Annotated in this window: 21 protein-coding genes; 12 read left to right on the forward strand and 9 right to left on the reverse strand. The window is 60.1% G+C overall.

Annotation, left to right across the window (positions count from 1 at the left end; translation table 11 throughout):
- Nucleotides 1-56: 56 nt before the first annotated feature.
- The 7 genes from OQ460_RS22825 (at nt 57) to yccS (ending at nt 10,419) form a co-directional block, all read left to right on the forward strand.
- Nucleotides 57-1,499, forward strand: a complete 1,443-nt coding sequence (locus OQ460_RS22825; RefSeq protein WP_410019540.1) for a TldD/PmbA family protein — start codon at nt 57-59, stop codon at nt 1,497-1,499.
- Nucleotides 1,499-2,815: a TldD/PmbA family protein gene (locus tag OQ460_RS22830; RefSeq protein ID WP_410019541.1), complete on the forward strand. Its 1,317-nt coding sequence runs from the start codon at nt 1,499-1,501 to the stop codon at nt 2,813-2,815. The genes OQ460_RS22825 and OQ460_RS22830 overlap by 1 nt, the downstream gene beginning before the upstream one ends.
- 111 nt (nt 2,816-2,926) lie before the next feature.
- On the forward strand, nt 2,927-3,817 hold the full coding sequence (locus OQ460_RS22835; RefSeq protein ID WP_410019542.1) for an alpha/beta fold hydrolase: 891 nt from the start codon (nt 2,927-2,929) through the stop codon (nt 3,815-3,817).
- Between the two features lie 35 nt (nt 3,818-3,852).
- Nucleotides 3,853-5,280 carry a multidrug transporter subunit MdtD gene (gene mdtD / locus OQ460_RS22840; protein ID WP_410019543.1) on the forward strand — a complete coding sequence of 476 codons (1,428 nt, stop codon included), beginning with the start codon at nt 3,853-3,855 and terminating at the stop codon, nt 5,278-5,280.
- A 150-nt stretch (nt 5,281-5,430) separates the two neighbouring features.
- Nucleotides 5,431-6,768: an ATP-dependent RNA helicase DbpA gene (dbpA, locus tag OQ460_RS22845; protein WP_410022087.1), complete on the forward strand. Its 1,338-nt coding sequence runs from the start codon at nt 5,431-5,433 to the stop codon at nt 6,766-6,768.
- 159 nt (nt 6,769-6,927) lie between these two features.
- Nucleotides 6,928-8,106 carry an NAD(P)/FAD-dependent oxidoreductase gene (locus OQ460_RS22850; protein ID WP_410019544.1) on the forward strand — a complete coding sequence of 393 codons (1,179 nt, stop codon included), beginning with the start codon at nt 6,928-6,930 and terminating at the stop codon, nt 8,104-8,106.
- 141 nt (nt 8,107-8,247) lie between these two features.
- Nucleotides 8,248-10,419: a YccS family putative transporter gene (gene yccS / locus OQ460_RS22855; RefSeq protein ID WP_410019545.1), complete on the forward strand. Its 2,172-nt coding sequence runs from the start codon at nt 8,248-8,250 to the stop codon at nt 10,417-10,419.
- A gap of 13 nt (nt 10,420-10,432) precedes the next feature.
- Here the strand turns inward: yccS and OQ460_RS22860 are convergent, their stop codons facing one another.
- Complete coding sequence (locus tag OQ460_RS22860) at nt 10,433-11,170, reverse strand: substrate-binding periplasmic protein (protein WP_410019546.1); 738 nt, start codon at nt 11,168-11,170, stop codon at nt 10,433-10,435.
- 254 nt (nt 11,171-11,424) lie between these two features.
- Between OQ460_RS22860 and OQ460_RS22865 the strand changes: the two genes are divergently transcribed.
- On the forward strand, nt 11,425-11,877 hold the full coding sequence (locus OQ460_RS22865; protein WP_410019547.1) for a GNAT family N-acetyltransferase: 453 nt from the start codon (nt 11,425-11,427) through the stop codon (nt 11,875-11,877).
- A gap of 108 nt (nt 11,878-11,985) precedes the next feature.
- Here the strand turns inward: OQ460_RS22865 and OQ460_RS22870 are convergent, their stop codons facing one another.
- On the reverse strand, nt 11,986-12,282 hold the full coding sequence (locus OQ460_RS22870; protein WP_410019548.1) for a winged helix-turn-helix domain-containing protein: 297 nt from the start codon (nt 12,280-12,282) through the stop codon (nt 11,986-11,988).
- A gap of 19 nt (nt 12,283-12,301) precedes the next feature.
- Complete coding sequence (locus OQ460_RS22875; RefSeq protein WP_410019549.1) at nt 12,302-12,802, reverse strand: YgjP-like metallopeptidase domain-containing protein; 501 nt, start codon at nt 12,800-12,802, stop codon at nt 12,302-12,304.
- A 316-nt stretch (nt 12,803-13,118) separates the two neighbouring features.
- Here OQ460_RS22875 and OQ460_RS22880 point away from each other — a divergent pair, with 316 nt between their 5' ends.
- Together OQ460_RS22880 and alr are read left to right on the forward strand one after the other, a co-directional pair.
- A complete protein-coding gene (locus OQ460_RS22880) occupies nt 13,119-13,784 on the forward strand; it encodes a polysaccharide lyase family 7 protein (protein WP_410019550.1) in 666 nt (221 codons plus the stop codon).
- A gap of 131 nt (nt 13,785-13,915) precedes the next feature.
- Entirely contained in the window at nt 13,916-15,145 is a 1,230-nt protein-coding gene (gene alr, locus OQ460_RS22885) for an alanine racemase (RefSeq protein WP_410019551.1), read from the forward strand.
- 171 nt (nt 15,146-15,316) lie between these two features.
- Here alr and fba read toward each other — a convergent pair whose 3' ends face one another.
- From fba to tkt, 6 genes are all read right to left on the reverse strand, one after another.
- Nucleotides 15,317-16,381: a class II fructose-bisphosphate aldolase gene (fba, locus tag OQ460_RS22890; RefSeq protein ID WP_029297347.1), complete on the reverse strand. Its 1,065-nt coding sequence runs from the start codon at nt 16,379-16,381 to the stop codon at nt 15,317-15,319.
- A gap of 280 nt (nt 16,382-16,661) precedes the next feature.
- A complete protein-coding gene (locus OQ460_RS22895; protein WP_410019552.1) occupies nt 16,662-16,997 on the reverse strand; it encodes an MliC family protein in 336 nt (111 codons plus the stop codon).
- A 60-nt stretch (nt 16,998-17,057) separates the two neighbouring features.
- Entirely contained in the window at nt 17,058-17,279 is a 222-nt protein-coding gene (locus OQ460_RS22900) for a hypothetical protein (protein WP_410019553.1), read from the reverse strand.
- A gap of 29 nt (nt 17,280-17,308) precedes the next feature.
- Nucleotides 17,309-18,472 carry a phosphoglycerate kinase gene (locus OQ460_RS22905; protein ID WP_410019554.1) on the reverse strand — a complete coding sequence of 388 codons (1,164 nt, stop codon included), beginning with the start codon at nt 18,470-18,472 and terminating at the stop codon, nt 17,309-17,311.
- A 17-nt stretch (nt 18,473-18,489) separates the two neighbouring features.
- Entirely contained in the window at nt 18,490-19,554 is a 1,065-nt protein-coding gene (gene epd, locus OQ460_RS22910; protein WP_410019555.1) for an erythrose-4-phosphate dehydrogenase, read from the reverse strand.
- Nucleotides 19,555-19,695: 141 nt separating this feature from the next.
- Nucleotides 19,696-21,693, reverse strand: a complete 1,998-nt coding sequence (gene tkt / locus OQ460_RS22915; protein ID WP_410019556.1) for a transketolase — start codon at nt 21,691-21,693, stop codon at nt 19,696-19,698.
- Nucleotides 21,694-21,966: 273 nt separating this feature from the next.
- On the opposite strand from tkt, the gene OQ460_RS22920 reads away from it, so the two are divergent.
- Together OQ460_RS22920 and metK are read left to right on the forward strand one after the other, a co-directional pair.
- Nucleotides 21,967-22,962: an ArsR/SmtB family transcription factor gene (locus tag OQ460_RS22920; protein ID WP_410019557.1), complete on the forward strand. Its 996-nt coding sequence runs from the start codon at nt 21,967-21,969 to the stop codon at nt 22,960-22,962.
- Between the two features lie 19 nt (nt 22,963-22,981).
- Complete coding sequence (gene metK, locus OQ460_RS22925) at nt 22,982-24,172, forward strand: methionine adenosyltransferase (RefSeq protein ID WP_410019558.1); 1,191 nt, start codon at nt 22,982-22,984, stop codon at nt 24,170-24,172.
- Nucleotides 24,173-24,179 lie beyond the last annotated feature (7 nt).

A 24,179-nucleotide genomic window follows, 5' to 3' on the forward strand; every position in this document is an offset into this window, starting at 1 on the left:
GCGGGCTTGCTCGCGATGGGGCCCTCCCGGCCACCACCGTCCACAAGGAAGGCCCCATGTTCGACGCTCACCCGCAGCTCAAAAAACACTTCGCGGCCCTGCGCACCACCGCCGACTTCTTCTCTTTGCGCTACGTGCGCGAATCCAGCCAGTTTCTGTCAGTACGCAAGAACATCGCCGAACCGCCACACCTGAGCCAGGACCAAGGCGCCATGCTCACGGTGCGCCTCAATGGTGTCGAAGCCTACGCCGCAACCCATGATATCTCCCTGCCGGGCCTGCAAGCCGCACTCGATCGCGCCGAACAACAGGCCCGACGGATCAAGCCCCATGCCCTGCTGGATCTACGCGACCAGCCAGTGTCCAGCGACATCGCCGACTACTTGTCACCAACCCTGGACCAGCCCTTCCCGTCCCTGAGCGATTGCTATCAACTGCTGGGCGCCGAATCCGCGGCCGTGCCCAGGGACGAGCGCCTGGTGAACTGGGCAGTCAGCCTGGGCACTACCCACGTAGAACAGATCTACCTCAACAGTGCCGGCGCCGAACTGCGCCAGGCCCAGCGCTTTGTGTTTCCCGGCGTCAATGTGACCGCCTACGATGGCAACGACAGCCAGACCCGCACGTTGGGCGGCAGTAACTTCGGCCAGCAAGGCGGCTTCGACGTGATCAGCCGGTTTGGCTTGGTGGGCGCAGCTCCGCTGATTGCCGACCAGGCGCTGCAACTGCTGCTGGCACCGAACACACCGCAAGGGCCGCGCGACCTGCTGCTGATGCCCGACCAAATGATCCTGCAGATCCACGAGTCCATCGGCCACCCGCTGGAGCTGGACCGCATCCTCGGTGACGAACGCAATTACGCCGGTACCAGCTTCGTCAAGATCAGCGACTTCGGGCACCTGCAATACGGCTCGAAACTGCTCAACGTAACTTTCGACCCAAGCCTTCCCGAACAGCTCGCCAGCTACGGCCATGACGACGACGGCACGCCCGCCAGCAAGCAGTTCCTGATTCGCGAGGGCCTGCTGCTCAAGCCTCTGGGCGGTGCGTTGTCGCAGTACCGCTGTGGCATGGACGGGGTTGCCAACAGTCGCGCCTGCAGCTGGAACCGCGCACCCATCGACCGTATGGCCAACCTCAATATCGAGGCCGGCGACCAGAACCTGGCACAGATGATCGAAGGCATCGAGCACGGCATTCTGATGTCGAACAACCGCTCCTGGTCCATCGACGACGCCCGCAACAAATTCCAGTTCGGCTGCGAATGGGGCCAGTTGATCGAGAATGGCGAACTCAAGGATGTAGTAAAAAACCCCAATTACCGGGCTATCTCTGCGCAGTTCTGGCGCAAGCTCAGTGCCGTGGGCGACGCCAGTACCTTTGAGGTCCTGGGCACGCCGAACTGTGGCAAGGGTGAACCCAACCAGGTGATCCGCGTCGGCCATGCCTCACCGGCCTGTGTGTTCAGTAATGTCGATGTGTTTGGGGGAGATGCCTGATGCAAGCGTTCAAGCAACTGGTGGATTGGCTCGCGCAAGCCATCACCGAAGAAGAACAGTTCCATCTGGGTTATGCGTCGGAGTCGTCCGAATTCGTGCGTTTGAACCATGCCCGTGTACGTCAGGCCGGCCAAGTGCAACAGGCCAGCGTGAACTTGAAGCTGATCAACAACGGCCGCCACGCCGACCTCGGCATCACCCTCGCAGGAACACCCGAGCTTGATCGCCAGCGTCTGGCTGAAGGCTTGCAACAGTTGCGCGAAACCTTGCCGCTGCTGCAACAGGACCCCTACCTGCGGCTCAACCACAACGCCTGGCAAAGCCAGACCGAACAGGCACAGCCACTGCCGGAACTGGAACAGGTACTGGCGGACATCAGCCACGCCGCGCAGGGTGTCGACCTGGTCGGGTTTTACGCGGCGGGCCCGATCAGTCGAGGCTTCGCCAGTTCCTCGGGCGCGTTTGGCTGGCACCAGGCCAATAGCTTCAACTTCGATTTCAGCCTGTTCCACGCCAACGGCGAAGCGGTCAAAGCCAGCTATGCCGGCGCGACCTGGAGCAGTGCGGCATTTGCCGAACGTTTCCAACAGGCCCGCGAACAGCTGGAGTTTCTGGGCCGACCGCTGCACCCTCTGGCTCCAGGCGAGTACCGTGCCTATCTGGCACCGGCCGCCATGGAAGAGATCATCGGCATGCTCGCCTGGGGCGGTTTTTCTGCCCAGGAAATTGCCAGTAAAGGCAGCCCGTTGCAGCGTTTGTATGCCGGTGATCAAACCCTGAGCCCGCTGGTGGGCATGAGCGAACAGGTCAGCGGTTCCTTGAGCCCAGCGTTTTCCCGGGACGGCTATCCCCGTAGCGACGTGTCCTTGATCAGCGCAGGCAAGGCCGAGGGCCGCCTGGTCAGTTCCCGCAGCGCCGCCGAATATGGCTTGGGCGCCACCGGCGCCGACAGTGAAGAATCCCCCAGCGCCTTCGAGATGGCGGCAGGCAGCCTGGCCCAGGCCGATATCCTCAAGCGATTGGGCACAGGTTTGTACATCAGCAACCTGTGGTACCTGAACTATTCCGACCAGCCCGCAGCGCGCCTGACCGGCATGACCCGCTTTGCCACGTTCTGGGTGGAAAACGGTGTGATCAAGGCCCCGGTGAGCACCATGCGCTTTGATGACAGCGTCTTCCACCTGTTGGGTTCACAGCTGGAAGCGTTGACCGCCGAACGCGAGTTGCTGCTGTCGGCCAGCACCTACAGCCAGCGCAACACCTCGTCGAACTTGTTGCCGGGAGCGCTGGTCAAGCGTCTGACTCTGACGTTGTGAGATGGCTGGCGGTTGTCGCCTGCCGAAGACCTCGATATAAAGGTTGGTGGCATCCCGCCACCCTACAGCAAAGCAGACCTCGCCCGGGACGGGGCGAACCGGAGCGTTGACATGTACCAAGGAAGTTTTGTCATTGAAAAGCTGGTCAAGCACTACAACGTTCACATAGAGCAAATCGGCAACGACCCGCAAAGAAAGACCGTGCTGCTGGTCAACGGCGCACTGTCCACCACTCGCTCGTTTGCCCGCACCAGCAAGTGCCTGGCCGAACACTTCAATGTGCTGATGTTCGACCTGCCATTCTCCGGCTATTCGCGTCCTCACAACCCCGATCTGGACTTGGTGACCAAGGACGACGAAGTGCAAATCCTCACAGCGCTGGTAGAGCGCTTTGAGGTCAATCATCTGGTATCGGCCTCCTGGGGAGGCATCTCGACCCTGCTGACCCTGGCCCGCAACCCTCTCTCCATTGAAAGCTCGGTGGTGATGGCCCTGGCACCCAACCTCAACCAGGCCATGCTCGACTATGTCGAACGCGTGCGGGTACTGATCGAAGCCGACGACAAGTCCGCCGTCGGGCACTTGCTCAATGAAACCGTCGGCCAATTCCTCTCGCCCCGGCTCAAGCGCAACAACCACCGCCACCTGTCGACCATGGCCACCACCGAATACCGGCAGGCGCGTTTTCATATTCATCAGGTGCTGACGCTGGGCGACGGCAATTACCTGCCGCAGTTGCGCCAGATCCAGACCCCAGTGCATTTTCTCAATGGCGCACTGGATGAATACACACCGGCCACCGAGGCCCGATTGTTCGGGCTTTATGTCGAACGCAGCAGTTTCGCCACCGCAGCCGATACCGGGCACTTGCTCGACCTCGAATCCCGCGAGGCAGCGCTTGCGGTGCATCGGGCACTGATCGATTTCCTGGTGGGCAAAGACGTTCAGCTGTCCGAGATAGACCAGCTGCCAGTGGGAAATGAGGCGGCCGTTAGCGCATAATCGGCAACACATAGCCTGCTAACAAAAGGGACCGTATGCCGAATCGTGCCGTGCTCGACGCCAGGACCGCCCGCTGGCTACCGTGGGTAGTCGCGATTGCCTTCTTCATGCAGTCGCTGGACGGGACGATCCTCAATACCGCCCTGCCCGCCATGGCCCAGGATCTGGCAGAGAACCCGTTGCGCATGCAGGGCGTCATCATCGCCTACATGCTGACCGTGGCCTTGCTGATCCCCGCTTCGGGCTGGATTGCCGACCGCTTCGGCACCAAGAAGATTTTCTTCGGCGCCATCCTGCTGTTCAGCATCGGCTCCTTGCTCTGCGCCTTGTCCAACAGTTTGAGCATGCTGGTGGGCGCCCGGATCATCCAGGGTCTGGGAGGCGCGTTGATGTTGCCGGTGGGTCGCCTGGTGGTGCTGCGCGCCTACCCGCGCTCGGAGCTGGTGCGGATCATGGGGTTCATCACCATTCCCGGCCTGCTCGGCCCGTTGCTCGGCCCGACCATGGGCGGCTGGATGGTGCAATACATGACCTGGCACTGGATCTTCCTGATTAACCTGCCGGTGGGATTGGTCGGTTGCTACGCCGTGTGGAAGTTCATTCCCGACCTGCGCGGCAGCGAGCGCACACGCTTCGATAGCCTGGGTTTCCTATTGTTTGGCGCAGCCATGGTGTTGATCACCATTGCCATGGAAGGTTTGGGCGAGCTGCATCTGCCGCACCTGCGCGTGATGTTGCTGCTGTTTGGCGGCATGGCATGCCTGGCGGCCTATTGGCTGCGGGCCGGGCACATCGAAAACCCGCTGTTCTCGCCAGTCCTGTTCAAGACCCGAACCTTTGCCGTGGGCATTCTCGGCAACCTGTTCGCACGCCTGGGCAGCGGCGCCCTGCCGTTCCTGGTGCCCTTGCTGCTGCAGATTGCCCTTGGCTACTCGCCGTCCCAGGCCGGGATGAGCATGTTGCCCCTGGCAGCGGCGGCGATGCTCGCCAAATCTGTCGCCCGGCCGCTGATCGAGCGCCTGGGTTATCGCACCGTACTGACCGGGAACACGCTGCTGCTGGGATTGATGCTGGCGAGCATGGGCCTGGTCAGCGAGCAAACGCCCTACCCGTTGCTGCTAGCTATGCTCGCGGTACTGGGGGCGATCAACTCGCTGCAATTTACCGCGATGAACACCGTGACCCTGATCGACCTCGACGACGCGCAGGCCAGCAGCGGCAACAGCCTGTTGTCGGTGGTGGCACAACTGGCCTTGAGCCTGGGGGTGGCCTGTGCCGGCGCCTTGCTCGGCGGCTTTACCGGCGCGCAGGGCAACGATGGGGTCAACACGGTACTGGGAGCGTTCCAGCTGACCTTCCTCACCGTGGGTGTGATGACGATGCTGGCGGCGGCAATCTTTTTGCAGTTGTCGCCCAAGGACGGCAAGCGCATGGTCAGTCGCGAACACGATATTGAGCATTAGAAGCAGCTTCAAGCTGGCATCTGCCCCCTCGTCAGAACATGCGGGGAATTGCGCGGGTGGGCTGTTACACTACGCGACATTTTGTTTTGCAGAGCCAGTCCCGTGACTACCATCGCCACCGCTTTTAATACTTTGCCCCTGTCCGCCGCCATGCTGGCTAACCTCGACTCGCTGGGTTATGTCGAGATGACGCAGATCCAGGCGCAGAGCTTGCCGGTGATCCTCAAGGGGCTGGACCTGATCGCCCAGGCCAAGACCGGCAGCGGCAAGACTGCGGCCTTTGGCATCGGCCTGCTGAACCCGATCAACCCGCGCTACTTCGGTTGCCAGGCCCTGGTGATGTGCCCGACCCGTGAGCTGGCCGACCAGGTCGCCAAGGAAATCCGCCGCCTGGCCCGCGCCGAAGACAACATCAAGGTACTGACCCTGTGCGGCGGCGTGTCCCTCGGCCCGCAGATCGCCTCCCTGGAACACGGCGCCCACGTCATCGTCGGCACTCCAGGCCGTATCCAGCAGCACCTGCGCAAGGGCTCGCTGGTACTCGATGGCTTGAACACGCTGATCCTCGACGAGGCCGACCGCATGCTCGACATGGGTTTTTACGACGCCATCGAAGACATCATCAGCAAGACCCCGGCGCGCCGCCAGACATTGCTGTTCTCGGCGACCTACCCGGTGAGCATCAAGCAACTGGCGTCGAAATTCATGCGCGCGCCGCAGCAAGTGAAGGCCGAGGCGTTCCATTCGGACGACCAGATCGAGCAGCGTTTCTACGAAATTTCCCCGGAAGAACGCATGGACGCTGTGACCAAGGTGCTCTCGCACTTCCGGCCAGCCTCCTGTGTCGCGTTCTGCTTCACCAAGCAGCAAGTGCAGGAAACGGTTGACCATCTCACGTCCAAGGGTATTTCCGCCGTCGGCCTGCATGGTGACCTGGAACAGCGTGATCGCGACCAGGTGCTGGCTATGTTCGCCAACCGCAGTACTTCGGTACTGGTCGCCACTGACGTTGCCGCTCGTGGCCTGGACATCGATGCCCTGGACATGGTGATCAACGTCGAACTGGCTCGCGACTCGGAAATCCACATCCACCGCGTCGGTCGTACTGGTCGGGCCGGTGAGACCGGGATTGCCATTAGCCTGGTGGCGCCGTCCGAAGCCCACCGTGCCCAGGCCATCGAGCAACTGCAGAAGTCGCCGCTGAACTGGGACCAGCTGGACAACCTCAAGCCGCAAAGCGGTGGTCCGTTGCTGCCGCAGATGAGCACCCTGTGCATCGCCGCTGGCCGTAAAGACAAGGTTCGCCCAGGCGATATCCTTGGCGCGTTGACTGGCGAAGCCGGTATTCCGGGCGCCCAGGTCGGCAAAATCGCGATCTTTGATTTCCAGGCCTTCGTGGCCGTTGAGCGCGGCATCGCCAAGCAGGCGCTGCAGCGCTTGAACGACGGCAAGATCAAGGGCCGTTCGTTGCGCGTGCGTATTCTGTAAAGATCTCCCGCCCTATGGAGATCCAATGTGGGAGGGGGCTTGCTCCCGATAGCGGTGGTTCAGTTAACAAAGTTGCTGACTGACACTCCACTATCGGGGGCAAGCCCCCTCCCACATTTTTGACTGCATTTCAGATCAATATTTTGTGAGGACACCGTTTTGCGCTCGACCGAAGTTGTGATCATTGGCGCTGGCGCCGCAGGCTTGATGTGCGCGCTGACCGCCGCCGGGCGTGGGCGCAAAGTGATGTTGATCGACCATGCGAACAAGGCCGGCAAAAAGATCCTGATGTCAGGCGGCGGCCGCTGCAACTTCACCAATATGTACACCGAGCCGGCCAACTTCCTGTCGCACAACGCACACTTCTGCAAATCCGCGCTGGCGCGCTATACCCAGTGGGACTTCATCGCACTGGTGGCCAAGCACGGCGTGCCGTACCACGAGAAAAAGCTCGGCCAGTTGTTCTGCGATAACAAATCCAGCGACATCCTCGGCATGCTGCTCGACGAGTGCATCCAGACCGGCGTGAGCCTGCACCTGGACACCTGCGTCCAGGAAATCGCCAGGCTCGACAACGGCTATCAGTTGCAGACCACCCTGGGTGAGCTGCGTTGCGAATCCCTGGTGATCGCCACGGGCGGCTTGTCGATTCCGACCCTGGGTGCCACGGGTTTCGGCTACCAGGTGGCCAGGCAATTCGGCCACGAACTGCTGCCGACCCGCGCCGGACTGGTGCCATTTACCATCACCGACCAGCTCAAGGAGCTGTGCGGTGAGTTGTCTGGCACATCCGTGGATTGCCTGGTCAGCTGTAACGACCAGAGTTTTCGCGAGAACATCCTGTTTACCCATCGCGGCTTGAGCGGGCCGGCAATCCTGCAGATTTCCTCCTACTGGGAATCCGGCGACACGGTTGAAATCAACTTGCTGCCCGACCACGACGCCCATGCCTGGCTGCAACAGCAACAGACCGAGCGAGCAAACAGTGAGTTGAAAACATTACTGGGTGAGATCTTCACCAAGAAAATGGCCAACCTGCTGGCAGACACCTGGTTCGTGTCCAAGCCTATGAAGCAATACACCCACGCCGAAATCGCCGATATCGCGCAAAAGCTGGGGAGCTGGCAATTGGTCCCGGCGGGCACCGAAGGCTATCGCACGGCTGAGGTGACCCTGGGTGGGGTGGATACCCGGGAAGTGTCGTCCAAAACCATGGAGTCGTTGAAAAGCCCTGGGTTGTATTTCATCGGCGAAGTGCTGGATGTGACCGGTCACCTGGGCGGTTTCAATTTCCAGTGGGCCTGGGCTTCGGGCTACGCCGCCGCGCAATACGCCTGACACAACCCATGTGGGAGTGGGCTCCCACATTTGATTTGCGGCGCCGGGAATAAATTTTGCTCATCAATGTGATCGTCACCCTTGCCGTGACGTCATTACTGGCTCAATTTAGCGACATCGTTCCGGAAGACTCCAGACTTCATGTCATCGACCTCGTTCAAGCAGTCCATGCGCCGTCTTTGGGCCCTGGATAAATTCAGTTATAGCGTTCGGGTGTTCATCGCCCTCACCGGCAGCATGGCGTTGTGCTGGTATCAAGATGAGATGACGCTGCTGATCCCCCTGTTCCTGGGAATCATCGCCAGCGCTCTGGCCGAGACCGATGACAGTTGGCAAGGTCGCCTCAACGCTTTGGCAGTGACCCTGGTGTGTTTCAGCGTGGCGGCGCTGTCGGTGGAGTTGCTGTTTCCCTACCCGTGGGTTTTCGCCATCGCCCTGGCGCTGGCCAGCTTCTGCCTGACCATGCTCGGCGCGCTGGGCGAGCGCTATGGCGCCATTGCCTCGGCCACCCTGATCCTGTCGGTCTACACCATGATCGGTGTGGACCAGCGCGGTGGAGCCGTCACCGACTTCTGGCACGAACCCTTGTTGCTGGTGGCCGGTGCCGCGTGGTACGGCGCGCTCTCTGTGCTGTGGCAGGTGCTGTTTTCCAACCAGCCAGTGCAACAGAGCCTGGCGCGGCTGTTCCGCGAGTTGGGGCGTTACCTCAAGCTCAAGTCATCATTGTTCGAACCCGTGCGCCAACTGGATGTAGAAGCGCGGCGCCTGGAGCTGGCCCAACAGAACGGGCGCGTCGTGGCAGCGCTGAATGCAGCGAAGGAAATCATCCTGCATCGGGTAGGCAATGGTCGTCCGGGCTCGAAGGTCAGCCGCTACCTCAAACTCTATTTCCTGGCCCAGGATATCCACGAGCGCGCCAGCTCTTCCCACTATCCCTACAACGCTCTGGCGGACGCCTTTTTCCACAGTGATGTGCTGTTCCGCTGCCAGCGCCTGTTGCGCCAGCAAGGCAAGGCCTGCCAAACACTTGCCGAATCGATCCAACTGCGCCAGCCGTTCGTGTATGACGCAAGTTTTGCCCAAGCCCTGGGCGACCTGAACGCCTCCCTGGAACACCTGCGTATCCAGAGCAACCCAGCCTGGCGCGGCCTGCTGCGCTCGCTGCGCGCCCTGGCCGCCAACCTTTCGACGCTAGACCGCCTGCTCAGCGACGCCAGCAACCCCGACAGCCTGGCGGACGCCACCGACAGCAACCTGCTGGATCGCTCGCCACGCAACCTCAAGGAAATGTGGACACGCCTGCGGACCCAACTGACGCCCACTTCGCTGCTGTTCCGCCATGCCCTGCGCTTGTCCCTGGCGTTGAGCGTCGGCTATTTCATGGTGCATTTGATTCACCCGTCCCAGGGTTACTGGATCATCCTCACCACGCTGTTCGTCTGCCAGCCGAACTACGGCGCGACCCGGCGCAAACTTGGCCAACGGATTATCGGTACCGCCATCGGCCTGACGGTCGCATGGGCATTGTTTGATCTGTTCCCCAGCCCCTTGGTGCAGTCGATGTTCGCCATCGCCGCCGGGCTGGTGTTCTTTATCAACCGCACCACCCGCTATACCCTGGCAACCGCTGCGATCACGCTAATGGTGCTGTTCTGCTTCAACCAGGTGGGCGATGGCTACGGGTTGTTCCTGCCACGCCTGTTCGATACGTTGCTGGGCAGCCTGATCGCCGGGCTGGCGGTGTTCCTGTTTCTGCCGGACTGGCAGGGCCGACGCCTGAACAAGGTGCTGGCCAACACCCTGACCTGCAACAGCATCTATCTGCGGCAAATCATGCAGCAATACGCTGCTGGCAAAAGCGACGACCTGACTTACCGCCTGGCCCGACGCAACGCCCACAACGCCGATGCAGCGCTGTCCACCACCTTGGCGAATATGCTGATGGAGCCGGGGCATTTTCGCAAAGAAGCTGACGTCGGCTTCCGTTTCCTGGTGCTGTCACACACGTTGCTCAGCTACCTGTCCGGGCTCGGCGCCCACCGCGAAACCCAACTGCCGGCCGAGGTCCGTGAACAGCTGATCGAAGGCGCCGGCAAAAGCCTCGCGGCCAGTATCGACGAGATCGCCACGGGGCTGGCCAGCAAGCAGCCGATCGCCATTCAAAGCGATGCCGAAGAAGCACTGGCAGCGGAGCTGGAACAGATGCCCGATGAGATCGATGAAGGCCAGCGATTGGTGCAGACGCAGTTGGCGCTGATCTGCCGGCAGTTGGGGCCGCTGCGGACATTGGCGGCGCATTTGATGAAGGGGTAAAGGGCGCGGCGCCCTACATCCCATGCCGCTTCAGGAGACGCGCATAACTGCCATCGGCCTTCATCCGCGTAATTTCCCGGTCAAAGCCGGCAACGATCTGCTCATGCATCGGGTTTTTCAGGCTTACCAGGATACGCAAACTGTTTTCGCTCAGCGTGTCGGGCAAGAACTCCACCGCGTTGCGCACCCGCGGCGATTCCCGCGCCAGGTAGTAACGCGCGACATACTCATCTTCAATCGCCAGCCTCACCCGCTGGGCCGCAAGCATACGCACGGCCATGGCAAAGTTGTGTACCGGGATCTTCTGCAGCGCGAGCTCGGTATCGAAAGCCGTCGAATAGGCATAGCCGCGTACCACGGCGATGGAATAATCGTGTAGCTGCTGCAGGTTCTGGAACTCGATGGGATCGTCCCGGCGCTTGATCAAGAGCACTCGGTTCAGCAGATACCCGCCAGAAAACCGCCCCAACTGCTCGCGCGTATCGTCGTGCCAAGCATTGATCAGCACGTCATAGCGACCGTCACCCACCCCCATCAGCGCCCGAGCCCATGGCACTTGCTTGAAGTCACTGGCGTAACCGGCGCGCGCCAGCGCCGTGGTGACGATGTCCGTGGCCAATCCGCCATTGAGCAGCGTGACGTCAGTAAACGGCGGCCAGGCATCCGCTACCAGACGCAAGCGCTCTGCAGCCGCTGCCTGGGCCAACAACAGCACTACGAGCACAGCAACGGCACGAGACAATCGCAGCATGCTTGATGTCCTTGCACAGCGGGCGGATCGTTGCGGGCGAAGGCGCCTGGCCGGATGACGTTCAGGATCTGACTGTAGCTCATCGCTCGCGCTGCACAGCAGGTTACACAAACAAACCCGAGGTGGAAGCACTCAATGATGGCATATTGATGTCAGTCACAAAATATCCCGTCTCCAGCTGTTTGCACGACACTCAAGACAGGCACCGGCCATGGCATTACTATCAGGCACAGGTCTTTATGCGAGATGGAACAATGACAATTGAATGGGTTTGCAAACATCACACCGACGTGGGCAAGGAACAGCTGTACGCCATCCTGGGCCTGCGCCAGGAGGTGTTTGTCGTTGAGCAGAAATGCCTTTATCAAGACATCGACGGGCAGGACCTGGCAGGCGATACCTACCACTTGATGGCCTGGAAAGAGGACGAGTTGGTGGCCTACCTGCGCCTGCTGGACCCGGAGTCCCAGGGGGGCGACGTGGTGGTCGGTCGGGTGATCGTCGCGGCATCGGCACGCGGTACTGGCTTGGGGCATCAGATGATGGAAGAAACCCTCGAGCGGATCGAAGAAATCTGGCCAGAGACGCCTGTTTTTCTGTCAGCCCAGGCGCACTTGCAGGCGTATTACGGACGGTATGGGTTCGTGGTGGCGGGTGAGGAATACCTTGAGGATGATATTCCACACATCGGTATGCGACGCGCTTGAGGGCAGCATCGCAGGCAAGCCCACATTCAATCGCGTACGACCTGTGCAATCCGGTCGAATGTGGGAGCGAGCTTGCTCGCGATTGCGTCAGCCCAATCACCACAACCGTTAAGGGTAACCCAGCACCTTTTTGATTTGCGCCAGATTGCCTTCGATCCAGCGCGGATCGATCGCCCCCCAGCTACGAATCCGATAATGCCCGGCATGGTTGCGCGCACCGTCTTGCTGCTCGAATTCACACAGGATATCCAGGTCGGCCAACGCCGCAATCGTGTCCTGCGCCGTGCGTCGGGGCATACCGGTGGCCTCGGTCAGCGCCGGGACGCTGCTGGCCAGCCCGCTGTCGATCAGGTACGCCACGTACAGGCGGCGGTAGAAACTGCTTTTGGTCTTGCTCACATCCATGGTCGGTCGCCTTGTGCGGTCAGAGTTTGCTCTGCAGGTCGCGATACGTGAGGTACACCCGCAAGTCGAACTCCACTTGATGATAACCGGGCAACATATACTCGCAGAGCTTGTAGAACGCCTTGTTGTGATCCGACTCCTTGAAGTGCGCCAGCTCATGAACAACGATCATCTTCAGAAACTGCGGCGCAGCCTCCTTGAACAAGGATGCGATTCGGATCTCTTTCTTGGACTTGAGGTTGCCACCCTGAACTCGGGAAATCGTGGTGTGCAGGCCCAACGCGCGGTGAGTCAGATCCAGACGATTATCGAACAGTACCTTGTCGATGGCCGGCGCATTACGCAGATGCTCCTGTTTCAATGCCAGCGCGTAGCTGTACAGCGCCTTGTCGCTTTGCACGTCATGGCGCTCGGGATAACGCTGGCTCAGGTAATGGCCCAACTGATCATTGGCAATCAATTGGCGCACTTGCTCTTGTAAGGCAGCGGGATAAGCCTGGAGGTATTTCAGGGCGGTCATGGGCTCGGACAACGAGAGTTGAATGGGTTCCAGTGTAACTTCAGCCAGTGTCTGCGCACAGTTCGAAGGCTGCGTCCGGAGGCTGCTCTGCTTAGCGAGCAACAGAGCGCCCGCTGTGCCAAGGCTCGTTGAACCGACTAACGGTCAGGCGCTACAGGCCACGCACCATGGGGAAGATGGCTTTTTGACAGACCGTTGGCGCCAAAAACCCGCCTTGAAACCATTAACAAACGATGACCCGCCGCTTATAACGAACACGCTGGCACTCGAGCCAAAGCCTTTTGGCTCTTCTTTATGTATTTCAAAGGCGCACCTCATGATAGATCTGTCCACATGGAACCTGAGCATCCCCGTAGGCACTCCGCCTGCAACGATCAGCACCCCCAAGCTGCTCAGCGGTTTCAAGGGCAAGTACTTCCAGGCCGAAGGCAGCAGCGTGCAATTCTGGTCCCCCGTTACCGGCACTCGCACCGAAAACGCCATCTACCCACGCAGCGAACTGCGAGAAACCTATGCCGACGGCCGGCTACGCAATTGGACTTACCCCGAGGCCGATAATTTTCTGCGCGCGACCCTGGCCGTCAATCAAGTGCCCTCCTCGGGCAAGATCGTCATCGGCCAGATCCACGCCTATGACAGTCAGAAACCGTTGATAAAGGTCGAATACCAATACAAGGAAAAAACCCGCAGCGCCAATATCGTGGCCAAAGTGCGCATGCGTCCGGATGACAGCAAGGGCCGGGTGATTATCGTGGCCGAGAACGTTCCCCTGGAGCGCAACTTCACCTACGTCATCCACTTGAACAAGGCAGGTCTGTTGAGCGTCGACGCTGCCAATGGGCAATGGAACGAACGCATCGGCGCGGCATGGGGCAAAAAGCCGCTGTACTTCAAGGCTGGGGTTTACGTGCAAGACAACAGCGGCGCCAGCAACGAGGGCGGCAAAGTGACGTTTGCCAAGCTGGATATTGATCACAACTGACAGTTTGATCATTCCCGAGACGGTTTAGGACAGAACCGCGACTCAGGGTCTCGACTTTCTTGTAGGACAATTCGAGTATGGCGCCGCGCACGCGCAATGCTTACCTATAAGAAAGTCATGGAGACTCACCAATGCCCTTCACTCGCACTCTGCTCGCCCTATCCATGGGCATGGTTCTGATGCAAAACCCGGCCTTTGCCGCTCCACCGCTGTCAATGACCGACGGCGTAGCCCAGGTCAATATCCAGGACAGCAACGCCTGGGTCGAAATCAGTAAAGCGGCTTTTGAACACAACATCCGCACCCTGCAAACCAGCCTCGCCGGCAAGTCGAAAATCTGCGCGGTGCTCAAGGCTGACGCCTATGGGCATGGCATCGGCTTGCTGATGCCGTCTGTGATCAAGCTCGGCGTACCTTGTGTTGGCGTGGCCAGCAACGAAGAGGCTCGCGTAGTGCGCGAAAGCGGCTTCAAGGGCCAACTCGTCCGCGTGCGCACCGCCGCCTTGAGCGAACTGGAAGCCGCGCTGCCCTATGACATTGAAGAACTGGTCGGCAACCTGGACTTCGCCGTGCGTGCCAGCCTGATCGCCGAACATCATGGCCGACCGCTGGTGGTGCATCTGGGCCTGAATTCCAGCGGCATGAGCCGCAACGGTGTGGAAATGACCACTGCCCAGGGCCGACGCGATGCGGTTGCCATCACCAAGGTCCCAAACCTTGAGATCAAGGCGATCATGACCCACTTCGCCGTCGAAGACGCTGCCGACGTTCGCATTGGCCTCAAGGCTTTCAATGAACAGGCCAACTGGCTGATCAACGTCGCCCAACTCGACCGTAGCAAAATCACCCTGCACGCTGCCAACTCCTACGCCACCCTGGAAGTACCCGAGTCGCACCTGGACATGGTCCGCCCGGGTGGCCTGCTGTTTGGCGACACCGTACCGCGATTTACCCAGTACAAGCGGGTCATGCAGTTCAAATCCCATGTGGCCTCGGTCAACAGCTATCCGAAGGGCAACACCGCGGGTTACGACCGCACCTACACCCTGGCGCGGGATTCGAAACTGGCGAACATTACCGTAGGTTATTCGGACGGCTATCGCCGGGCGTTTACCAACAAAGGCGTCGTGCTGATCAACGGGTATCGGGTACCGGTGGTAGGCAAGGTGTCGATGAACACCCTGATGGTCGACGTCACGGATGTGCCGACGGTCAAAAGCGGGGATGAGGTGGTGTTGTTTGGCAAGCAGGGCAACGTGCAAACAACCCAGGCGGAAGTAGAAGACATCAACGGCGCGTTGTTGGCCGACCTTTACACAGTCTGGGGTAATTCCAATCCCAAGGTATTAGTTGATCAATAACCGCTCGCACACAGTTTTCCAAACTGAAAAAAATCTAAATGTGGGAGCGAGCTTGCTTGCTCCCACATTTGTTTTGCGGCGTTTGGTAGGGCTGGGTTCGTTCTAAGCTCCCAGCAAATTCGGGCCACAAAAAACCCGCATCTCTGCGGGTTTTTCATTAACACCTGAGGCTTAGTTGACCTTGGCGTTCAACTCGCCTTTCAAGTAACGCTGGTACATCGCTTCCAACGAAACCGGCTTGATCTTCGAAGCATTGCCTGCAGTGCCAAACGCTTCATAACGTGCAATACACACGTCACGCATCGCGGTGACGGTGGCGCCGAAGAATTTACGCGGGTCGAACTCGCTCGGGTTGGTGGCCATCAGGCGGCGCATCGCACCGGTGGATGCCAGGCGCAGGTCGGTGTCGATGTTGACCTTGCGCACGCCGTGCTTGATGCCTTCGACGATTTCTTCAACCGGTACGCCGTAGGTTTCTTTGATGTCGCCGCCGTACTGGTTGATGATCGCCAGCCACTCTTGCGGAACCGAGGAAGAACCGTGCATCACCAGGTGGGTGTTGGGGATGCGCTTGTGGATTTCCTTGATGCGGTCGATGGCCAGCACGTCGCCGGTAGGCGGCTTGGTGAACTTGTAGGCGCCGTGGCTGGTGCCGATGGCGATGGCCAGGGCGTCGACCTGAGTGCGCTTGACGAAGTCAGCGGCTTCTTCCGGATCGGTCAGCATCTGGCTGTGATCCAGCACGCCTTCGGCGCCGATGCCGTCTTCTTCACCGGCCATTCCGGTTTCCAGCGAACCCAGGCAACCCAGCTCACCTTCCACCGATACGCCGCAGGCGTGAGCCAGGGCCACGGTTTGTTGGGTAACGCGCACGTTGTAGTCGTAGTCGGTCGGGGTCTTGCCGTCTTCGCCCAGGGAGCCGTCCATCATCACCGAGGAAAAGCCAAGTTGGATGGAGCGCTGGCAGACGTCAGGGCTGGTGCCGTGGTCCTGGTGCATGCACACCGGGATGTGCGGGAATTCTTCGATGGCCGCCAGGATCAGGTGACGCAGGAATGGGGCACCGGCATATTTACGCGCGCCGGCCGAGGCCTGGACGATCACTGGAGAGTCTGTCTTGTCAGCGGCTTCCATGATGGCGCGCATCTGCTCAAGGTTGTTGACGTTAAAGGCTGGAACGCCGTAGCCGAACTCGGCTGCGTGGTCCAGCATTTGACGCATGCTGATAAGTGCCATTGTGTCTCTCTCCCGGTCGAGGGTCGTTAATCGTGCAAGCCTGCCGTAGCGGCGGCTGCTATTCAAGTTATTGCAGGTCAGGGTTTGCATACCTGCCCTGCTGAATCGTTTTTTGTGAGTCCGGCTCAACACCGATACCACTTTTTAAACCGAATCAAGTGTGGGAGCGGGCTTGCTCGCGAAAGTGGTGTGTCAGTCACCGAATTCGTCAGTTGAGCCGCCGCTTTCGCGAGCAAGCCCGCTCCCACCTTTTGATCTCATCTACCTTGAGATCGTGTTCTTACTGGGCCTTGCAGCCTCGGCCAATCAAATCGTCGGTGGCGACCCAGTAAACCAGGCCTTCCTCACCTTTTGTGTGAAACGCCAATTGGTCGTTGCTGTACAACGCGCCCGAAGCGGCAGGTTCCTGTTTGAGACGATAGACTTGATCCGCGCCACCCAGGCGTACATCCACCTGGCTGCGGCTGGCATCGACAAACCGCCATACCACTTGGGCCCGGCTGTCGCAGGTCCAGGTTGCCCATTTGTCTTGCGGCTCTGCCTGGTTGCCGAGCATGTTCAGGTTGCTGCAGCCGGCCAAGAGAGCCAGGGCTGCCAGGGCGATAACGCCTTTCATTGCCAATCCTCGAACGACGGCACAAGGCCGCCATTGCTGTGGGTTAGTGCATCAGACCCGTCAAGGGCAACCCTGTTCCTTACCTTTGGGCGGGGAATCGTATTTCTCCAGCCTGTCGGGTCCTATGCGCTTACTGATCACCGGCATGGTCTCGGCCTGCCAATCAGACTGGTAGCACCCATTGTCCGGTGCGGAGCTTTCAGCTTCGGGCGTCGCCTTCGACGCACTGCCACAGCCCACCAGCAGGCCTGCCGCGAACATCAGTGCAAACGACTTGATCATGGGAATACTCCTTTTCCGGATCCTGGATCTCAGCCCTTGGCTCGGCTTTCCAGCACTTCAACCGCTGGCAGGACCTTGCCTTCGACAAACTCGAGAAACGCCCCGCCACCGGTAGAAATGTAGGAAATTTGATCGCTGACGCCATATTTGTCGATGGCCGCCAGTGTATCGCCACCGCCGGCAATCGAGAATGCCGGGCTTTCAGCGATAGCCTGGGCCAGCACTTTGGTGCCGTTGCCGAACTGGTCAAACTCGAATACACCGACCGGACCGTTCCATAGAATAGTCTGGGAAGCTTTCAGCAGTTCGGCAAAGTTGGCTGCCGTTTGCGGGCCAATGTCCAGGATCATGTCGTCAGCCGCAACATCCGCGATCAGCTTGACGGTCGCCTCGGCGCTTTCGGCGAATTCCTTGGCAACCACCACGTCCACCGGCAACGGCACGCTGACCTTGGCGGCGATGGCGCGGGCAGTGTCCAGCAGATCCGGCTCGTAAAGGGACTTGCCCACCGGATGGCCGGCAGCCGCCAGGAAGGTATTGGCGATACCGCCACCGACGATCAACTGGTTGCAGATCTGGCTCAGGCTGTTGAGCACATCCAGTTTGGTGGAAACCTTGGAGCCGGCCACGATGGCAGCCATCGGCTGGGCCGGAGCACCCAGGGCTTTGCCCAGGGCGTCGAGCTCAGCAGCCAGCAACGGGCCTGCCGCAGCAACTTTGGCGAACTTGGCTACGCCATGGGTCGAACCTTCGGCGCGGTGCGCGGTGCCGAAAGCGTCCATCACGAACACGTCGCAAAGCGCCGCATATTGCTGGGCCAGTTCGTCGCTGTTCTTTTTCTCGCCCTTGTTGAAGCGCACGTTTTCGAACAGCACGATGTCGCCCGCCTTGACGTCAACGCCGCCCAGGTAGTCCGTCACCAGCGGCACTTCACGGCCCAGTGCCTTGCTCAGGTAATCGGCTACCGGCTTGAGGCTGTTTTCGGCAGAGAATTCACCTTCGGTCGGACGGCCCAAGTGGGAGCAGACCATCACGGCCGCGCCTTTTTCCAAGGCCAGCTTGATGGTCGGCAGCGAGGCCAGGATTCGCGCATCGCTGGTGACAACACCGTCCTTGACAGGGACGTTGAGGTCTTCGCGAATCAGTACGCGCTTACCTTGCAGATCGAGGTCGGTCATCTTCAACACGGTCATGGGTCGCATTTCCTGAGTTACTGTTTTTGAGAGACAGAAAGGGCTGAAGCGGTTTGCAGATAATGTTCTGCAACATCCAGCATTCGGTTGGCAAACCCCCACTCGTTGTCGAACCAGGCCAGTATGTTTACCAGCCGTGGGCCGGAAACGCGGGTCTGGCTGGCATCGACAATGGCCGAATGTGGGTCATGGTTGAAATCACAACTGGCGTGAGGCAACTCGGTATAGGCCAGCAGGCCTTTGAGCGGGCCGCAGGTGGCGGCTTCGCGCAAGATCCGGTTGACCTCGCAGGTGTCGGTGTCGCTGACGGTCTGCATCGTAATGTCCAGGCATGACACGTTCACCGTCGGCACGCGCACGGCCTTGGCCTGGATTCGCCCGGCCAGCTCCGGCAGCAGGCGCTCGATACCACGAGCCAGGCCGGTGGATACCGGAATCACCGACTGGAACGCCGAGCGCGTACGCCGCAAGTCTTCATGATGGTAGGCATCAATCACTGGCTGGTCGTTCATCGCCGAGTGGATCGTGGTGATCGACACATATTCCAGGCCAATCGCCTGATCCAGCAGACGCAACAGTGGCACCCCGCAATTGGTCGTGCAGGAGGCGTTGGACACCAGCAGTTCGGCGCCGGTGAGGCAATCCTGATTGACGCCGTAGACGATGGTGGCGTCGACATCCGCCTCGCTCGCCATCGGCTGGGAAAACAGCACGCGCGGTGCGCCGGCATCGAGGAAACGCTGGCCATCGGCACGGGTGTTGTAGGCGCCGGAGCATTCCAATACCAGATCGACACCCAGCGCCGCCCAGTCGATGCCCTCGGGCGCGGCACTGCGCAGTACCTTCACGCAGTCACCATTGATATGTAGACAATCGCCGTCGACCCGCACTTCGCCGGGGAACCGGCCGTGGGTGGAATCAAAGCGTGTCAGGTATTCGATGCTGGCCATGTCGGCCAGATCATTGATCGCAACAATTTCAAAACCGGCCGCAGCCCCTCGCTCGAACAGTGCACGCAAGACGCAACGACCAATCCGGCCGTAGCCGTTGAGTGCAACTTTGTAGGGACGGGGTTGGGGCATGGGGTTCTCGATTACCTTGGGTGATGGGGTGAATGTACCGCCGTCATCGCGAGCAAGCCCGCTCCCACATTTGGATCGCGATCTAATGTGGGAGCGGGCTTGCTCGCGATGAGGCCAGTACAGCTACCCCAATCTACAGCCTTAGTCTTCCAGCAGCTCTTCAGCCTGACCCAGGATATTTTCCAGGGTGAAACCGAACTCTTCGAACAACGCTGGCGCCGGTGCGGACTCACCGTAGGTGGTCATGCCGATCACGCGGCCTTCCAGGCCCACGTACTTGTACCAGTAGTCGGCGTGAGCAGCTTCGATGGCGATACGTGCGCTGACCTGCAACGGCAGGACCGATTGCTTGTAACCCGCATCCTGGGCTTCGAAGACGCTGGTGCACGGCATCGAAACCACACGCACTTTACGACCCTGTTCGGTCAACTTGTCGTAGGCCTGAACGGTCAGGCCCACTTCGGAACCGGTGGAGATCAGGATCAGCTCCGGCTCGCCAGCGCAGTCCTTGAGCACATAGCCACCACGGCTGATATCGGCGATCTGCGCGTCGCTGCGAACCTGGTGTTGCAGGTTCTGACGGGAGAAGATCAGCGCCGAAGGGCCGTCCTTGCGCTCGATCGCGTGCTTCCAGGCCACGGCCGATTCGACCGCATCGGCTGGGCGCCAGCAATCGAGGTTCGGCGTGGTGCGCAGGCTGGTCAGTTGCTCGACCGGCTGGTGCGTCGGGCCATCTTCGCCCAAGCCGATGGAGTCGTGGGTGTACACATGAATCACACGCTTTTTCATCAGCGCGGCCATGCGCACGGCGTTGCGGGCGTATTCCATGAACATCAGGAAGGTCGCGCCGTAAGGCACCAGGCCGCCGTGCAGGGACACGCCGTTCATGATGGCGCTCATGCCGAACTCGCGCACGCCGTAGTACATGTAGTTGCCGCTGGCGTCTTCGGCCGAGACACCTTTGCAACCTTTCCACAGGGTCAGGTTGGAACCGGCCAGGTCAGCCGAACCGCCGAGGAACTCAGGCAGCAGCGGGCCAAAGGCATTCAGGGTGTTCTGGCTGGCTTTACGGCTGGCGATGGTTTCGCCCTTGGCCGCGACTTCAGCGATGTAGGCCGAGGCTTTTTCCGAGAAATCGGCAGGCAGGTCACCGGCCAGGCGACGCACCAGTTCGTTGGCCAACTCAGGGAACTCGGCAGAGTAGGCGGCGAAACGCTGGTCCCACTCGGCTTCGGCAGCCTGGCCGGCTTCCTTGGCGTCCCACTCGGCATAGATGTCAGCCGGAATTTCGAACGGACCATGGTTCCACTTCAACGCTTCACGGGTCAGGGCGATTTCCGCGTCCCCCAGTGGGGCGCCGTGGCAATCTTCCTTGCCTTGCTTGTTTGGCGAGCCAAAACCGATAGTGGTCTTGCAGCAGATCAGGGTCGGCTGCTCGCTCTTGCGCGCGGTTTCGATAGCAGTCTTGATCTCTTCCGGATCGTGGCCGTCAACATTGCGGATCACCTGCCAGTTGTAGGCTTCGAAACGCTTTGGCGTGTCGTCGGTAAACCAGCCTTCGACTTCGCCATCGATGGAGATGCCGTTGTCATCGTAGAAAGCGATCAGCTTGCCCAGGCCCAGGGTACCGGCAAGGGAGCTCACTTCGTGGGAAATGCCTTCCATCATGCAGCCATCACCCAGGAACACATAGGTGTGGTGGTCGACAACGTTATGACCCGGACGGTTGAACTGCGCCGCCAGGACTTTTTCAGCCAGGGCAAAACCCACGGCGTTGGCCAGGCCCTGGCCCAGAGGACCGGTGGTGGTCTCCACGCCTGGGGTGTAACCGAATTCCGGGTGGCCCGGGGTGCGGCTGTGCAACTGGCGGAAGCTCTTCAAGTCATCGATGGACAAGTCGTAGCCGGTCAGGTGCAGCAACGAATAGATCAACATCGAGCCGTGGCCGTTGGACAGCACGAAGCGGTCACGATCGGCAAACGAGGGGTTGCTCGGGTTGTGTTTCAGGTAGTCACGCCAAAGTACCTCGGCGATATCCGCCATGCCCATCGGGGCACCGGGATGGCCGCTGTTGGCTTTTTGCACGGCATCCATGCTGAGGGCACGAATGGCGTTGGCACGCTCACGACGGCTGGGCATCGCTGATCTCCTGCGGATTATTGAATCGAGAGTGAATAGAGAAACGGAAAAAAGGACCGGCATTTTCCCTCAGCCACGACCTTCGGGGCAATGACAGATAGTGACTTATGCAGGTTTTTCCTGTGGTTTGGACTGCATTCCCTTCGAGAACACTTCCCGCCGTTCGTCTAAAGGTGATCAAAGGTTCTTATAACCGCCATGCAGCAGCCAATATCAAAACTTTTTGATATTGGCCTTGCGAGGATTTAAACCCATCACTAGACTGCTGACCCTATGAACTTATCTGCGCCTTCCATTCGCCCCGACGACTGCGACGAGCTGGCAGCCTTGTGCAAGGCCGGCGGTGACCCGCTGCGCCTGAATGTATTGCGCGCGCTGGCCAACGATTCGTTCGGCGTGCTGGAGCTGGCGCGAATCTTCGCGATCGGCCAGTCCGGCATGAGCCACCACCTGAAGGTGCTGGCCCAGGCCGACCTGGTGGCGACCCGCCGCGAAGGCAACGCGATTTTCTATCGCCGCGCCCTGCCCCACACCGAGCAGTTGGGCGGCAAGCTGCACACGGCGCTATTGGAAGAAGTGGATAACCTGGCCCTGCCAACTGATGTTCAGGCGCGGATCGCGCAGGTACACGGGCAACGCGCCGCAGCCAGCCAGGACTTTTTCTCACGGGTCGCGGACAAGTTTCGCGCCCAGCAAGACTTGATCGCCGGGTTGGCGCAGTACCGCGAAAGCGTGTTGGCCCTGCTCGACAAACTGAGCTTCGACGCCCACGCCACGGCACTGGAAGTCGGTCCGGGCGATGGCGGTTTCCTGCCCGAGCTGGCGCGACGTTTCGAGCAAGTAACGGCGTTGGACAACAGCCCTGCCATGCTGGAGCTGGCGCGCCAGGTGTGTGAACGCGAATGCTTGGGCAATGTCCATCTGCAACTGGCCGATGCCCTGAACGATGTGGGTCTGCAAGCCGATTGCGTGGTGTTGAACATGGTCCTGCACCATTTCGCCGCGCCGGCCGAAGCCCTCAAGCAAATGGCCGCCTTGCTGCAACCGGGCGGCAGCCTGCTGGTAACAGATTTATGCAGCCACAACCAGAGTTGGGCCAGGGAGGCCTGCGGTGATCTATGGTTGGGTTTTGAACAGGACGATCTGGCCCGTTGGGCCACCGCTGCGGGACTCGTTCCCGGGGAAAGCCTCTACGTAGGCTTACGTAATGGTTTCCAGATTCAGGTCCGCCACTTTCAGCGACCGGCTGGCGACACTCACCATCGGTAAATATCAGGAAAACATCGAGATGAGCGAATACTCCCTTTTCACCTCCGAGTCCGTGTCTGAAGGGCATCCGGACAAAATCGCCGACCAGATTTCTGATGCGGTGCTGGACGCCATCATTGCTGAAGACAAGTTCGCCCGTGTGGCGTGCGAGACTCTGGTGAAAACGGGCGTGGCGATCATCGCCGGCGAAGTCACCACGTCGGCCTGGGTCGACCTGGAGCAGATCGTCCGTGACGTGATCACCAACATCGGCTACACCAGTTCCGACGTCGGCTTCGACGGCGCGACCTGCGGCGTGATGAACATCATCGGCAAGCAATCGCCAGACATCAACCAAGGCGTTGATCGTGCCAAGCCTGAAGATCAGGGCGCCGGCGACCAGGGCCTGATGTTCGGCTACGCCAGCAACGAAACCGAAGTGCTGATGCCGGCACCGATCACCTTCTCCCACCAATTGGTCAAGCGCCAGGCCGAGGCCCGCAAGTCCGGTCTCCTGCCTTGGCTGCGCCCGGACGCCAAGTCCCAGGTGACCTGCCGGTATGAAGGCGGCAAAGTCGTCGGCATCGACGCGGTTGTGCTGTCGACCCAACACAACCCGGAAGTCTCCTACAAAGACCTGCGCGAAGGCGTGATGGAGCTGATCGTCAAGCACGTGCTGCCTGCCGAACTGCTGACCAAGGACACCCAGTTCCATATCAACCCGACCGGCCAGTTCATCATTGGTGGCCCGGTGGGCGACTGCGGCCTGACCGGTCGCAAGATCATCGTCGACAGCTACGGCGGCATGGCCCGTCACGGTGGCGGCGCGTTCTCCGGCAAGGACCCATCCAAGGTTGACCGCTCGGCAGCCTACGCTGGTCGTTATGTGGCCAAGAACATCGTCGCCGCCGGCCTGGCCGAACGTTGCGAGATTCAGGTTTCCTACGCCATTGGTGTGGCCCAACCTACGTCGATCTCGCTGAACACCTTCGGTACCGGCAAGATCAGCGATGACAAGATCGTCAAGCTGGTGCGTGAGATCTTCGACCTGCGTCCGTACGCGATCACCACCATGCTCGACCTGCTGCACCCGATGTACCAGGAAACTGCGGCCTACGGCCACTTCGGCCGCACCCCTGAACAGAAGACCGTTGGCGACGACACCTTCACAACGTTCACCTGGGAAAAGACCGACCGCGCCAACGACCTGCGCAGCGCTGCCGGCCTGTAATCGCAAC

Origin of the sequence: Pseudomonas imrae (assembly GCF_046352735.2) — a bacterium.
In the GTDB taxonomy this organism is placed as follows: domain Bacteria; phylum Pseudomonadota; class Gammaproteobacteria; order Pseudomonadales; family Pseudomonadaceae; genus Aquipseudomonas; species Aquipseudomonas imrae.

Bases quoted from the DNA above. Each gene is read 5' to 3' on its own strand.
- OQ460_RS22825 (WP_410019540.1), top strand. From the start codon at position 57: ATGTTCGACGCTCACCCGCAGCTCAAAAAACACTTCGCGGCCCTGCGC.
- OQ460_RS22830 (WP_410019541.1), top strand. From the start codon at position 1,499: ATGCAAGCGTTCAAGCAACTGGTGGATTGGCTCGCGCAAGCCATCACC.
- OQ460_RS22835 (WP_410019542.1), top strand. From the start codon at position 2,927: ATGTACCAAGGAAGTTTTGTCATTGAAAAGCTGGTCAAGCACTACAAC.
- mdtD (WP_410019543.1), top strand. From the start codon at position 3,853: ATGCCGAATCGTGCCGTGCTCGACGCCAGGACCGCCCGCTGGCTACCG.
- dbpA (WP_410022087.1), top strand. From the start codon at position 5,431: ATGCTGGCTAACCTCGACTCGCTGGGTTATGTCGAGATGACGCAGATC.
- yccS (WP_410019545.1), top strand. From the start codon at position 8,248: ATGTCATCGACCTCGTTCAAGCAGTCCATGCGCCGTCTTTGGGCCCTG.
- OQ460_RS22860 (WP_410019546.1), bottom strand. From the start codon at position 11,170: ATGCTGCGATTGTCTCGTGCCGTTGCTGTGCTCGTAGTGCTGTTGTTG.
- OQ460_RS22865 (WP_410019547.1), top strand. From the start codon at position 11,425: ATGACAATTGAATGGGTTTGCAAACATCACACCGACGTGGGCAAGGAA.
- OQ460_RS22870 (WP_410019548.1), bottom strand. From the start codon at position 12,282: ATGGATGTGAGCAAGACCAAAAGCAGTTTCTACCGCCGCCTGTACGTG.
- OQ460_RS22875 (WP_410019549.1), bottom strand. From the start codon at position 12,802: ATGACCGCCCTGAAATACCTCCAGGCTTATCCCGCTGCCTTACAAGAG.
- OQ460_RS22880 (WP_410019550.1), top strand. From the start codon at position 13,119: ATGATAGATCTGTCCACATGGAACCTGAGCATCCCCGTAGGCACTCCG.
- alr (WP_410019551.1), top strand. From the start codon at position 13,916: ATGCCCTTCACTCGCACTCTGCTCGCCCTATCCATGGGCATGGTTCTG.
- fba (WP_029297347.1), bottom strand. From the start codon at position 16,381: ATGGCACTTATCAGCATGCGTCAAATGCTGGACCACGCAGCCGAGTTC.
- OQ460_RS22895 (WP_410019552.1), bottom strand. From the start codon at position 16,997: ATGAAAGGCGTTATCGCCCTGGCAGCCCTGGCTCTCTTGGCCGGCTGC.
- OQ460_RS22900 (WP_410019553.1), bottom strand. From the start codon at position 17,279: ATGATCAAGTCGTTTGCACTGATGTTCGCGGCAGGCCTGCTGGTGGGC.
- OQ460_RS22905 (WP_410019554.1), bottom strand. From the start codon at position 18,472: ATGACCGTGTTGAAGATGACCGACCTCGATCTGCAAGGTAAGCGCGTA.
- epd (WP_410019555.1), bottom strand. From the start codon at position 19,554: ATGCCCCAACCCCGTCCCTACAAAGTTGCACTCAACGGCTACGGCCGG.
- tkt (WP_410019556.1), bottom strand. From the start codon at position 21,693: ATGCCCAGCCGTCGTGAGCGTGCCAACGCCATTCGTGCCCTCAGCATG.
- OQ460_RS22920 (WP_410019557.1), top strand. From the start codon at position 21,967: ATGAACTTATCTGCGCCTTCCATTCGCCCCGACGACTGCGACGAGCTG.
- metK (WP_410019558.1), top strand. From the start codon at position 22,982: ATGAGCGAATACTCCCTTTTCACCTCCGAGTCCGTGTCTGAAGGGCAT.